This is a genomic window from Halorubrum tebenquichense DSM 14210 (assembly GCF_000337415.1).
Classification (GTDB): Archaea; Halobacteriota; Halobacteria; order Halobacteriales; family Haloferacaceae; genus Halorubrum; species Halorubrum tebenquichense.
The window spans coordinates 1-13,126 of sequence record NZ_AOJD01000052.1; the positions used below are offsets into that span (position 1 = coordinate 1).

9 protein-coding genes and 1 pseudogene are annotated in these 13,126 nt (G+C 75.1%); 3 read left to right on the forward strand and 7 right to left on the reverse strand.

What is annotated here, in order from left to right:
• From dapF to C472_RS09925, 6 genes are all read right to left on the reverse strand, one after another.
• Positions 1-804 (reverse strand): diaminopimelate epimerase (gene dapF / locus C472_RS09900; RefSeq protein WP_006629690.1); only part of this gene is annotated, 804 nt, incomplete at its 3' end.
• Entirely contained in the window at positions 801-2,177 is a 1,377-nt protein-coding gene (lysA, locus tag C472_RS09905) for a diaminopimelate decarboxylase (protein WP_006629691.1), read from the reverse strand. The genes dapF and lysA, both read right to left, overlap by 4 nt.
• On the reverse strand, positions 2,174-3,013 hold the full coding sequence (locus C472_RS09910) for a 2,3,4,5-tetrahydropyridine-2,6-dicarboxylate N-succinyltransferase (protein ID WP_006629692.1): 840 nt from the start codon (positions 3,011-3,013) through the stop codon (positions 2,174-2,176). Before C472_RS09910 ends, lysA begins: the two co-directional genes overlap by 4 nt.
• 53 nt (positions 3,014-3,066) lie before the next feature.
• On the reverse strand, positions 3,067-3,867 hold the full coding sequence (dapB, locus tag C472_RS09915; protein WP_006629693.1) for a 4-hydroxy-tetrahydrodipicolinate reductase: 801 nt from the start codon (positions 3,865-3,867) through the stop codon (positions 3,067-3,069).
• On the reverse strand, positions 3,864-4,862 hold the full coding sequence (gene dapA / locus C472_RS09920) for a 4-hydroxy-tetrahydrodipicolinate synthase (protein WP_006629694.1): 999 nt from the start codon (positions 4,860-4,862) through the stop codon (positions 3,864-3,866). Before dapA ends, dapB begins: the two co-directional genes overlap by 4 nt.
• A 283-nt stretch (positions 4,863-5,145) precedes the next feature.
• Positions 5,146-5,829 (reverse strand): haloacid dehalogenase type II, encoded by a 684-nt coding sequence (locus C472_RS09925; RefSeq protein WP_006629695.1) that lies wholly within the window; start codon positions 5,827-5,829, stop codon positions 5,146-5,148.
• 119 nt (positions 5,830-5,948) lie between these two features.
• On the opposite strand from C472_RS09925, the gene C472_RS09930 reads away from it, so the two are divergent.
• Complete coding sequence (locus C472_RS09930) at positions 5,949-6,908, forward strand: HD domain-containing protein (RefSeq protein WP_006629696.1); 960 nt, start codon at positions 5,949-5,951, stop codon at positions 6,906-6,908.
• 32 nt (positions 6,909-6,940) lie between these two features.
• Here C472_RS09930 and C472_RS09935 read toward each other — a convergent pair whose 3' ends face one another.
• A complete protein-coding gene (locus C472_RS09935; protein ID WP_006629697.1) occupies positions 6,941-8,515 on the reverse strand; it encodes an aldehyde dehydrogenase family protein in 1,575 nt (524 codons plus the stop codon).
• A gap of 118 nt (positions 8,516-8,633) precedes the next feature.
• Between C472_RS09935 and C472_RS09940 the strand changes: the two are divergent.
• Positions 8,634-12,363, forward strand: a pseudogene (locus tag C472_RS09940) (tetratricopeptide repeat protein).
• A 69-nt stretch (positions 12,364-12,432) separates the two neighbouring features.
• Complete coding sequence (locus tag C472_RS09945; RefSeq protein ID WP_006629700.1) at positions 12,433-12,942, forward strand: PUA domain-containing protein; 510 nt, start codon at positions 12,433-12,435, stop codon at positions 12,940-12,942.
• The last annotated feature ends 184 nt before the right edge of the window (positions 12,943-13,126 follow it).

A 13,126-nucleotide genomic window follows, 5' to 3' on the forward strand; every position in this document is an offset into this window, starting at 1 on the left:
GCGGGCGGCCGCGACGACGGCGACCGCGCCGGTCCCGCAGGAGCGCGTCTCGCCCTCGACGCCGCGCTCGAAGGTGCGCTGGTCGAGGACCGCCTCCCCCTCGCCGCTCCCGTCGTCGACGACGGCGGCGAGGTTCACGTTCGCGCCCTCCGGGAAGACGTCGGCATGCCGAACCGGGGGCGCGACCGCGTCGAGGTCGACCGCGCCGATCCCCTCGGGGTCGTCGCGGCCGCCGTCGACGAACGCGACCGCGTGCGGGACGCCGGTGTTGACGGCGGTGACGGTCAGCCCCTCGACCGGCTCGTCGACCAGCGGCTCGTCCGCGGCGGGGCCATCACGGGCGACCGGGACGCGGCGCGGGTCGAACGTCGGCGCGCCCATCTCGATGGTGGCCGCGGTCGCGTCGGGAGTCACCGTCGCGCGCCGCGTGCCGGCCTGCGTGTCGATCATGAACTCGCGGTCGCCCGTCCGGTCGTGGGCCCACCGCGCGACGACGCGGGCCCCGTTGCCGCACATCGTCGCGGTCGAGCCGTCCGGCTGGACCAGCGTCATCACGACGCGCGTCGGGTCGAACCGTTCTTCGACGCTGAGGAAGAGGACGCCGTCGGCACCGCGCCGTCCGGCGCGGTCCGCGTCGACCCCGCTCCCGGCCTCGAACTCCGCCCCGTCGACGCCCGTCTCGCGGTCGCAGTGCGCGCGGGCGAACGCCGCGCGGTCGCCGACGTCCTCGGCGGCCGCGTCGACCACGAGGAAGTCGTTGCCCGTGCCGTGGTACTTCTCGAACGGGACGGCGTGGACGCTCATCGCCCCGCCTCCGGTCGGTCGCCGTCGGGGGTCGCCTCCGGCCGATTGCCGTCAGAGGCCGCCTCCCGTTCGACGACCGTCAGGTCGCCGAGCGTCTCCCGGCGGCGGGCGGTCGTCGCGGTGCCGTCGTCGAGCGCGACCTCCGCCGGCCGCGGTCGTGAGTTGTATTGGCTCGCCATCTCGTATCCGTACGCGCCCGCGACCCCGACCGCGAGGAGGTCCCCCCGGAACGGGTCGGCGAGCGCTCGGTTCCTACAGAGCGCATCGCCGGTCTCACAGATAGGTCCGGCGACCGTGACAGGGGTTGCCTCCCGATCGGCGGGGGCGGGCGCGTCGCCCCCGTCGCGGTCCCGCCCGCCGCCGAGGTTGGAGATCGGGTGGTACGCGTCGTACATCGCCGGCCGGAGGAGGTCCGTCATCCCGGCGTCGACGCCGACGACCGTCTCGTCGGGGGTCGGCTTCACGGTGTTCACCCGCGTCAGCAGGACGCCGGCGTCGGCGACGACGTAGCGACCCGGCTCGACCGCGAGGTCGACGCCCGCGGGCAGCGGGGCGACCGCCTCGCGCGTCGCGGCCGCGACCGCCGACAGGTCGAGCGGCGGGGCGTCCTCCTCGTACGGGACGCCGAAGCCGCCGCCGACGTCGACGTACTCCAGGTCGAGGGGGGCGGCGGTCTCGTCGCTCGGCTCCGCCAGCTCTCGCGCCAGTTCGCCCATCCGCGCGACCAGTTCGCGGTGGCTGTCCAGCTGGTCGGGGTCGATGCCGGAGCCGGCGTGCGCGTGGATCCCGACCGCGTCGAACCGCTCGGCCGCCTCCCGGGCGACCGCCGCGGCGCGGTCGTACGGAATCCCGAACTTCGCGGCCCCGCCGGTGGTGACCTTCTCGTGGTGGCCCGCGCCGACGCCGGGGTTCACGCGGACGCAGACCCGGCCGTCGTACCCCCGCTCGGCGAGGCGGTCGAGGGTGTCGACCGCGCCGGCCGTGACCGTGATGTCCGGCTCCGCCTCGGCGGCGTCGACGACGTAGTCCAAGTCGCGAGCGGGGGGGTTGACCGCGGTGTAGTGGAGCCGCGAGCCGTCGAAGCCGGCCGCGAGCGCGCGGTCGACCTCGCCCGCCGAGGCGCACTCCGCGTCGAGTCCGGCGTCGCGGACCGCCTCCAAGACGGCGCGTCCGGTGTGGGCCTTCACCGCGTACCGCACGTCGGCGTCCGGGAACGCCGCGAGCAGTCGCTCGCAGTTCTCGCGGACCCGGTCGAGGTCCTGTACGTAGAGGGGGGTCCCGTGTTCGGCCGCGAGTTCGCGCAGGCGGGCGGCGTCCCAGTCGCTCACGCGCCGGACCGGGGCGTTCCCGCCGACCGGTTCGTTCTCGCTCATTCCCGGAGCGCGTCCTCGCGTTGCGTCGCCTCCAGCGTCTCCGCCTCGACGTGGGTCGCGACGACCGCGGGCTTGTACGCGCCGCCCTCGAAGAGGTCGTGGTCGCCGACGGACGACTCCACCATCCGCGTGAACGCCCGGCGCTCGGCCGGCAGGTGACCGTAGATGACCTCCTCCTCGACGAGGTCGTAGACGGGGATCCGGGGGGTGAGCAGGGTGTTCTCGCCGACGATCGAGTTCTCGCCGACGCGGAAGCCCGAGGTGACCCGGCAGCCCGCGCCCAAGGAGACGCCGTCCTCTATCACGACCGGCGCGTCCTCGACCGGTTCGAGGACGCCGCCGATCAGCGTGTTGGCCCCGAGCTTCACGTTCTCGCCGAGCTGCGCGCAGGAGCCGACCGTGTCACAGGAGTCGACGAGGGTGCCGTCGCCGACGTACGCGCCCATGTTGACGAACGAGGGGCTCATCATGATACAGTCGCTACCGAGGTACGCGCCGCGGCGGATCGCCGTGCCGTCGGGCGTGTTTCGCGTGCCCCGCTCGCCGAGGTCCGCGGTGTCGCGGAGCGGGAGCACGTCGTGGTAGGTGACGCCGCCGTACTCGCGCGGCTCCGTCTCGCGCAGGCCGAAGTTGAGCAGGATGCCCCGCTTGACCCACTCGTTGGCCTCCCACGATGTCACGTCGTCGCCGGTCTTCTCGGCGGCGCGGACCTCGCCGTCCTCTAAGGCGGCGAGGAACTCGTCGACCACGGCCGCGTCCGCGTCGCTGGCGTCGGCGGCGGTCAGCCCGTCCTGATAGCGGTTCCAGAGGTCGGCTACGTCGGCTTCGAGACTCATTTGGTGGTGTATGGATGAGTGGAGGTATTTACTCGTCGATGTGCGTATGCGTGTCAGGCATCTCCGTCCGCGTCCAGCACGTCGCCGAACCCGTACCAGCCCGGGTCGCGGCCGGCGAGCCACGCGGCGGCGTCGAGCGCGCCCTCGGCGAACACGCCGCGGTCGCCGGCGCGGTGGGTCAGTTCGAGCGTCTCGCGGTTCCCAGCCAACAGGACGTCGTGTTCGCCGGTCACGTCACCGGCGCGCCGGGCGTGGACGCCGACCTCGCCCGGACTCCGCGGCGCGTCGCCCTCGCGGCCGTGGACGCGCTCGTCGAGGTCCCCGCGCACGTCCTCCACGTCGTCGAGGATCGACTTCGCGGTGCCCGAGGGGGCGTCCCGCTTCGCGTTGTGGTGCGTCTCGGTCAGTTCCACGTCGTAGCCGGGCAGCGCCGCGGCCGCCTCCCGGACCGCCCGGCGGAGCGCGGCCACGCCGCGCGCGAAGTTCGACGCCTTGAGGACCGGCACCGCGTCGCTCGCGGTCCGCAGCGAGTCGAGCTGCGCGTCCGCGAAGCCGGTCGTCCCCGTCACGAGCGGGACGCCCGCGTCGGCGCAGGCCTCGGCGTACCCGACCGCCGAGGCGGGACCGGTGAAGTCGACGAGGACGTCCGGCTCCTCGCTCGCGAGCAGGTCGCCGAGGTCGTCGGCGGGCTCGACCGCGACCCCCGCGACCGGGTCGACCGGGCTGCGGTTGACCGCGAACGCGACCGCGACGCCCTCGCGGTCGGCCGCGGCGGAGAGCACCTCGCGGCCCATGCGGCCGCCCGCGCCGGTGACGGCGACCCGGAGGTCGGGGGAACCGTCCGCGGCGCTCATTCGGCACCCCGCGTCGCGGCCGCGAGGCGCTCCCGGTCGACGGACCCGGGCGCGCTCGCGTCGTACGCGACCAGCAGTTCGCGGAGCGACTCGCGTCGGTCCGGAGAGAGCCGCGAGAGCGGCGGACGGACGTGGGGGCCGCCGCGGCCGCGGAGGTGCATCGCCTCCTTCACCGGGATCGGGTTCGTCTCGGCGAACAGCTCGCGGACGAGCGGCGACAGCTCGTGGTGGAGCGCCCGCGCGCGGTCGTAGTCGCCCGAGAGCGCCGCCCCGACCATCGCGCAGGTGCGCTCCGGCTCGACGTTGGCGACGACGCTGATCGTGCCCGCGCCGCCGACCGAAAGGACCGGCAGCGTGAGACCGTCGTCGCCGGACAGCACCGCGAACGCCTCGTCGCGGGTGCGCTCGATCACCTCGCTGATGAGGTTCAGGTCGCCGGAGGCCGCCTTGTACCCCCGGATGTTCGGGTGTTCGGCGAGCTCGACGGTGACGTCGACCGGGATCGACTGGCCCGTGCGGCTCGGGACGTTGTACACGATCTGCGGGAGGTCGACCGCGTCGGCGATCGTCCGGTAGTGTTCGAGGAAGCCGGCCGGCTCGGGCTTGTTGTAGTACGGCGAGATGAGGAGGAGCCCGTCAGCGCCCGCGTCGGCCGCGCGCTCGGAGAGCGAGAGCGCCTCGGCAGTGTTGTTCGAGCCGGTCCCGGCGATCACCGGGATGTCGTCGACGGCGTCGCGGACCGTCTCGATCACCGCGACGTGTTCGTCGTGGCTCATCGTCGCCGACTCACCGGTCGAGCCGACCGGGACGACCCCGTCGACGCCGGCGCGTTCGAGGTAGCGAGCGTTCTCGGCGAGCTGCTCGTGGTCGACCGCGTCGTCGTCGGTGAACGGGGTCGTCATCGCCGGGTAGACGCCCTCGAAGGGCGGGTCGGTCGGGTCGCCGTTCGTCTCGTCCTGCGTCGCGTAGGGTGTCGTGGTGGTCGTGTCTGTCATGGGTGCTGCCGCGAGTCCGGGTCGGTGAGCGGACCTGTGCGCGCGCCGAGAGTCGTCCGGGACGGGGTCGCCACTCCCGCCGGCGGACGGCTCACGCGCGTTTTTTCGAGAAGAGCCGCGTCGCTGGCGGCGTCGGCGAGCCGAGCGCGAACGCGGGTCGGGTCACACCGTCCTATGGAACGGTCTGGCGCTTATACGTTGTGCCTCGGGTGGAAACTGCCGCCCGGATCGCGGACCCGTCTCGACGAGACCGCCGACGCGGGCCCCGAGCACGTCCGCCGGCTCAGGCCCCGAGCAGGTCCGCCAACTCGTGGAGCGTCTCGACGGTCGCGTCCGGGTCGCCGGCGAACGGTTCCCACGGCGTCGACTTCCGGTCGACCCGCGCGGCCTGCATCCCGGCGTGGCGCGCGCCAAGCACGTCGAACCAGCCGGCGGTCGCGTGGACCACCTCGTCGATGGGCGTCCCGGTCCGGGCCGCGCCGTGGCGGTACAGCTCGGTCGCGGGCTTGAACGCCTCCACCTCGTCGGCGCTGATCGTGTCCGCGAGGAGGTCCGCGATGTCGGCGTGCTCGACCATCGACGCCAGCATCTCCGGGTCGCCGTTCGAGAGGACGTAGCAGTCGTACCCCGCGTCGCGCAGCCGACGGACGCCCTCGCGCACGTCGTCGAACACCTCCAGTTCGTGGTACACCGCGAGGATCTCGTCGCGCTCCGCGTCGGGGAGGTCGACGCCGTGCGCCGCCAGCGCGTACGTCAACGCGTCCCGGTTCATCTCGTAGAACGGCTGGTAGGCGTCGACCGCGTTCGCGACGAACGTGTACGCCAGCGACCGCGACCGCCACAGCCGCGACACCGGTTCGGGGTCGGCGACGCGGTCCGCGAGCGCCGCCTCGGCGGCGTCCACGTCCACGAGCGTGCTGTACGAGTCGAACGTCACCGTCGAGACCCGGTCGGCGTCGAGCGCCATGCGCCGACCCACAGTCGGCGGCGGAATAAGCGACGGGGGCACCGGCGACGCCCCCGGACTCCCGCGTCGGCGGCCCGCGGCTCGCACATTTATCCCCGCCGGGCGACTCTGAGGGACGCATGAGCGACCCTGCCGACGACGCCTCCGATCCGACCGAGGACGACGCCTCCGATCTGACCGGGGACGACGCCTCCGATCCGACCGGGGACGACGCGCCCGACCCGACCGACGACGACGCGCCGGCCGCCCGCGAGGACGTCGACGCGGACGCCGACGCCGACCGCCACGAGTACGACCCGGACGCCGACCACGCGTTCCCGGACGACCGGCTCAACGAGGTCCTCGCCCGGATCGAGACCGACGAGGAGATCGTCGCCTACCTGGAGGCGCAGAACGTCAACCCGGTCGCCCGGAAGGGGTACAACGACCACGGCGCGAAACACGTCGAGATCGTCCGCGACCGCGCGCTGCGCCTCTACGACCTGCTCAAGTCCGGCGGCGTCGAGTTCAACGGCGCGCGCCAGCAGGGGTTGGCGGAGGCGGACGAGCCGGTGATCGTCGCGCTGGCGGCGACGCTCCACGACATCGGCCACGTCGTCCACCGCCACGACCACCCGTACTACTCGATCCCGCTGGCGGCGGACCTGCTCGACGGCCTGCTCCCCTCGTTCTACGACGTGCCCGATCGAGTGCGCGTGAAGGCCGAGGTGCTCCACGCGATCTTATGCCACCACACCGAGGAGCACCCGCTCACGCTGGAGGCCGGGGTCGTTCGGATCGCCGACGGGCTGGACATGGAGCGCGGCCGCTCGCGGGTCCCCTACGAGGAGGGCGGTCGCGGGATAAACACCGTCTCGTCGCAGGCGATCGAGCGCGTCTCGCTCCGCGAGGGCGACGAGACGCCGGTTCAGGTCGTGATACGGATGAACAACGCGGCGGGCGTCTACCAGGTCGACTCGCTGTTGAAGGCGAAGATCGAGGGGTCGCTGCTCGAAGACCGGATCCGGACCGTCGCGATCAACACGCACAGCGACGGGGTCGACGGTAACGGGACCATCGTCGACCGAATCGAGCTCTGAGCGCTCGCCCGCCGAGAGGGTCGGGGGTCGATTCAGGGGCCGCGGAGCGTCTCGCCCGCGCCGTTCCGGTGATCGGCCTCGTCTGCGACGGCCGTCGCGGCGACCGTCGTCGTCCGCGCGAGGCGGTCGGGGGTGAGGCCGCCGTACAGCTGGCTCCCCTCCGCGGCCCCGCCCCCGAGCAGGGGCGCGGCGTCGAACCCGTTCGACCGCGCGCCCGACGCCGCGATCCCGGGCTGGTTGACCACGAGACGGCCGGGGGAGAGCCGCTCCGCGACGCGGCGGGCGCGGCGCTGTTGGGTGGTGTGGACCGCCGCCGCGTGGGGCGCGCCGATCTCGGCCGCGAGCGCGGTCGCGGCTTCGAACCCGTCGCGACCGTGGAGGGCGACCGCCGGGATCCCGGGCAGCGTCGCGAGCGGGTCGTCGGCACCCTCCGGCTCGACGACGAGGAACGCCGCCCGCCGGGCCGCGCTCGGGAGGTCGAGCGCTGCCGCCAGCCAGCGCGGCGAGTTCCCGCGCGGGTCCGACTCGCCGTCGACGCCGGCGGCGTCGCTCCCGCGGTCGGTCCCGTCCGATCCGCGGAGGAGCGCCCGGAGGCGGTCACGGTCTGCGGCGTCGAGGACGTACCCGCCCTCGTCTTCGAGCGCGGAGCGGAGCGGGCCCACCGCCGGAGACACCGTCACGACCGCGGCGTCGCCCGCGGGGTGCGCGCCGAAGTCGTACGTCGCCCCGACCGCCACCCGCGTCGCCACGGCATCGGCCGGGACCGACCCGTCGGCGACGGCGACGACCCCGTCCGCGCCGGCCGCGGCGTTCGGCGTCCCGCAGCGCTGTCCCGCGGTGATCGTCGCCTCGGAGCCGGCGGCGACCGCGAAGTCCGCGCGCTCGAACAGCGCGTCCGCCGCCGGCTTGGAGGCGGGCGCGGGCAGCATCGACACCGCGCCGGTCGGCGCGCCGGCCTCGGCGAGCGCCCGGCGGACGGTCTCGACGACCACGTCGCAGGTCTCCACGGTCGACGGCGAGGGCGCGAAGACGACCGCGTTCCGCGCCGCCAGCCCGTACAGCGAGAGGACGGCGGGCATCACGACCGGGTGCGTCGCCGGGACCGACGCGCCGACGACGCCGAGCGGCCCGGCGACGGTCACCGTGCCCGCCGCGCCGTCGCGGTCGACCACTCCCGCGGTCGGCGCGCCTCTGAGCGACCGGCGCGCGGCGTCGAGCGCGCTCGCGATCTTCTCGGCCTTCGTCCCCGGGTGCCCTCGCCCCGTCTCGTTGGCCGCCGACCGCGCGAGCCGACTGACCGTCTCCCCGTCCGCCAGCCGCTCGCCGACCGCCCGGACGAGTCCGTCGACGTCGTCGGGGTCCCACGCGGCCAACTCGTCCGCCGCCGTCCGCGCCGCCGCGACGGCCCGGTCCGTGCGGTCAGTCGGGTTTCGGGCCGACGCTCCGGTCCGATCGGCGGCGGACGCCGAGGCGTCCCCGTCCGCCCCGGAGCGATCGCCGTTCGAGCCGACGCCGTCGGCGGGCCCCGGGTGATCGGGGGCGTCCGCCCCGTCGCGCTCGTTCGCCGCTCCCGTCGCGTCGCCGTCCTCCGTGCGATTCCCGGTCATGCCAGCGGCTGCGACGCGATCCGACTTATTCTCACCCCGTGAAACAGTGCGTCACCCCGTGCGGGGGAGCAGTCAGCGAGGAAACAGTTATATCGGTGGGTGCGGTGCGGGCGGACGTATGACGGAGCCGTCGGAACTCGTGGGCGTCGTCGAGCGCCGCCTCGACTTCCTCGAACGGCTCGCGGCGGAGCCGCTGCGGAAACACGAACTCGTCGACGCGCTGGGCCACTCCCGGTCGACGGTGAACCGCGCGGTGGACGAACTGGAGGCGGCGGGGCTCGTCGCCGGGGAGACGGACGGCTACCGGACGACGCTGCCCGGCCGACTGCTCGCGGACGAGTATCGGGGGGTCCTCACGGTCGCCGACGACCTCGCGGCCGCGGGCGACGTGCTCGACCCGCTCGGCGCGGGCGCGGACGTCTCCCCCGCGATCCTCCGAGACGCGGAGACGTACCGGGCCGCGGCCCCGGACCCGTACCGACCGCTGGAGGTCCTCGACGACGCCCTCGCCGACGCCGACGGGGTCGCCGCCGCCCTCCCGGCGTTCCCCTACCCCCGGATCGCGGAGCGGCTCCGCCGGACCGCGGTCGGCGGCGGGGTCGTCGACCTCGCGCTGGCGGAGCGGGCGTACCGGCACGCGGCCGACCGGTTCCCGGACGACCTCGGCGCGGTCGCGCGCCGCGAGGGGTGTCGGATCGCGTCGGTCGACGCCGTCGACGTCGGGGTGGTCGCGGCCGACGGCGTCGCGCTTCTCCTCGTCTTCGACGGCGACGGCACGCTCCACGGCGCGGCGTCGTCGACGGACCCTGAGGCGCTCGCGTGGGCGGAGACGAGGGTGCGCGACCTGATCGGCCGGGGGCGGGACGGCGGCGAGGCGCTCGCGGCGATGGACCGCGGCGCAGCGCCCGCGACCGACGACAGGTCGGCGGCGGGTGACTCCGCCGAGTCCGACGCCCCGGGAGGCGACGCCCCCGAGGCCTCGACGGGCGGAAACGGCGACGGCGGCGCGCTCTTCGGTCCGGCGGACCCGGGCGAGCGGGGGCGGGACGCGCTCTCGGCGCAGGGGTTCCACGCGGTCGACGGTGATCGCCTCGCCGGGGATCCGGACCCGCGCGGGCCGCTCCGCGCCACGGCGTCGTTCCCGGAGGTCGACGCGGGGTACGTCCTCGACAGGACCGCGGCTCGCGGCGGCGAGCGGCGCTCGATCGCCGGACTGCTCGTCGACGGCCTCGCCGAGGGGGCCGACCACGCGCTCGTCGGGCCGCCGGGGAGCGGGAAGAGCACCGTCTGCCGGAGCGTCGCGGTCGAGTGGTACCGGTCGGGCCGCGGCCCGGTGACGTACCGCGCGAGCGGCGGCGGCGAGGCGTTCACCGCGACCGAGCGGCTGCGAGAGCGCGTCGCCGGCGGCGACGGCCACCACCTGGTCGTCGTCGAGGACGCCGTGGATCCGGGGGCCGCGGAGTCGGTCGGGGTCGCCCGCGAACTGGCCGACCGCGACGACGTCTCCTTCCTGTTCGACGCCCGCGAGGAGCCGTACGACGACCCCGACGGCCTCCCGCTCTCGCCCGCGGACCTCCGCTACCGGCGGCGGATCGAGACGGTTCGGATCCCGCGGCTCGACGAGCGCGAGGTCGAGCGGTTCGTCCGCCACGTCGCCGAGCGCACCGGGTCCGCCCCGGCGGCCGACCCGGGATCGCTGCTCGCCGACGTGCGCCGGGCCGACGACGAGCGCGTCGGCGAACTGCTGTGTCTCGTCCACCGCCTCGTCCGCGCGGCCGACGGGGCGGGAGCGGCCGACATCGACGAGGCGACCCGAAACACCCCCGACGAGGACGACGCGGGACCGACGTCCGGGCTGGAGACCGCGGTCGCGGCGGCGGTCCGCGAGGTCGAGAGCCGCCCGCCGCCGACCGCGGACGTCGCGGTGCTGGTGAACCTCCTCAACGTCGCCGGCGTGACCGACGTCGGGACGCTGGCGTACGCGCTCGTCGACTGCCCGGAACGAGGCGTCTCCCGCGGGGACGACGGCGATCCGTCGCCGACGGTCGAGGGGGTCCGCCGGGCGCTCGACCGGCTCACCGGGACGGCCCTCGTGGGGTCTGGCGACGGGGGGTACCGCACCGTCCACGACGAGTGGTCGGTGCTGTTCTTAGAGCGGCTGGTGGAGCGGGAGCCGGACCCGGTCGTCGCGCGGTGCGTCGGGGCGGACCGTCTCGCGGGTCCTCGCGCTCGCCGACGACCCGGCGCGTCGCGCCCGGGTCCGGCGGGCGGTCGGAGGCGACGCACCGACGGTGGATCGGATCGAACGCGACCCGAGCGCGTGGGCGGCGGAGACGGTCCGGGCGGTGTACGGCGTCGGCCGGCGCTACCCGCGGCTCGCGGCGCTGTACGGCCGCGTCCGCTACGCGTGGATCGACCTCCCGGACGCGTGCCCGGACGACCTGCGCGACCGCCCGCCGGAGTGGGTGTCGCGGATGTACGTCGACGCCGGCGACCTCGACGGCGCGACCGAGGCGCTCGACGCGTGGCGGCCGGCCGACGAGCGGGGGGCCGCCGAGCGCCAGCGCGGGTACGGCGACGTGGCGCGTCGCCGGGGCCAGTACGACGCGGCGCGGGACCGGTTCGAGCGTGCGGCGGAGCGCTTCGCGGCCGCTGGCGACCGAGAGGGACTCGCGGCGGCCGTCAGGGGGCGAGCGCAGGCGGCGCATTTCGACGGCGACTACGAGACCGCCTACGAGGCGGCGTCGCGGGCGTACGCCATCGCCGCCGGGGCGGACGACCCCATCGGGATGGCGAAGGCGCTGATGGACGTCGGCAACGCGCTCGACGCGCTCGACGGGACAGACGCGGTGCTGGACCACTACCGCGTCGCCGGTGACCTGTTCCGCGCGCACGACGCCACCCACGGCGAGGCGAACGTCCGGACGAACCTCGCGGTCGCGCTGCGGCGGCGCGGTGACCTCGACGCCGCGAAGCGGACGGCGAACCGCGCGCTCGACGGCTACCGGACGGTCGGCGACGAACACCGCGAGGCCATCTCCCTTTTGAACCTCGCGGCGGTCGCCGAGCAGCGCGGCGCGGTCGGCGAGGCGGTCGCCCACGCGTCGGAGGCCCGCGCGGTCGCCGAGGAAGTCGGGTCGGAGATGTACGAGGCGTTCGCGCTGAGCCACCTCGGCAGCGCGGCGTACGTCGGCGGCGACCTCGACCGGGCGGAGCGGTTCCTGGCGGACGCGCTCGACCGCCTCGACGCGCTCGACGCCGACGCGCGGTGCGCGATGGTGACCGCGATGCTCGTGGAGGTCGCGATCGACCGCGCCGACCTCTCGGCGGCCGAGCGCCGGCTGGAACGGACCGCGTCGCTGCTCGACGACCACGCCGGCCACAAGCGACTCGCCGAGACGGACCGGGTCCGCGGACGGCTGGCGCTCGCCCGCGGCGACCCCGACGCCGCGACGGCGGCGCTGCGGTCCGCGGTCGACGCCGCGAGGGAGGGGGGGTTCACGCAGGTCGAGGCCGAGGCGCTCGCGTCGCTCGGAGCAGCGGCCGCCGCGCGCGGCGACGCCGACGCGGCCGCCGACCGGCTGACCGCGGCCCTCGACCTCGGTCGGCGGGTCGAGGGCGCGGTCGCCGTCGTCACCGCGGCCGACCGGCTCGCGGAGCTGCTGTCCGGTGAGTCCGACGAATCGGGCGGAGTGGACCCCGGGGCGCTGGGCGAGGCGCTCCGAGCGTCGCCGCCCGACGCGGTTTCCCCGGAATCGGCCGCTGATCCGGCCGCGTACCGGGAGATCGCCGACCGCTGGCGCGTCGACGGCGACGGGGTCGCGGCGACGTACCCCGCGCTCGGCTGACGCGCCGGCGCAGCCCCCGCCGCCGGGCGGTGTCGCAACCGCTTTGGGCGCGCGGTCGGTATCGCGGGCATGACCGACGCCGAGACGATCGCGGACCTGCGGACCGCCGCCGACTACCAGTTCGGGGCCGGCGCGGGCGAGGCCCTGTTCCCGCCGGACGACCCACTCACCGTGCGCCGGTCGAGCGGCGGTCGCCCCCGACAGGTGATCGACGGCGACGTCGACGACACCCCCGGCAGCAGCGAGGGCGACCGCCTCGTCTCGTACGGCACCGACGGGCGGTTCACGCTCGGGCTCGCGGGCGGGCGGCGGATCCACGAGGCGTTCCCCGAACCGCGACACCGGGTGGTCGTCGGCGAGGAGAGCGAACCGTTCGTGCGCGAGGGGCGCAACGCGTTCGCGAAGTTCGTGACCGCGGCCGACGACGGGATCCGCCCCGGCGACGAGGTGCTCGTCGTCGACGAGACGGACGCGATATTCGGCGTCGGCCGGGCCGAACTCTCGGGCGCGGAGGCCGAACAGCTCGGCTCCGGCGTCGCCGTGAAGACGCGCGACGGGAACCCCGCGGACGACGACTGACACTCATTCCTGCGGTGGCGCGTGCCTGCGAGGCCGCATCGCGGCCGAGCAGCACGTGCGAGGGAGTCGGTGGTCCGAAGCGAAGCGGAGGACCACCGACGAGGCTGGGGAGGCGTGAGGTGCGGTCGCTGGGCGGTGCGGGGCGGGACTCGAAGGGGCAGTCGCGAGGCGGCCAGAGGCGAAG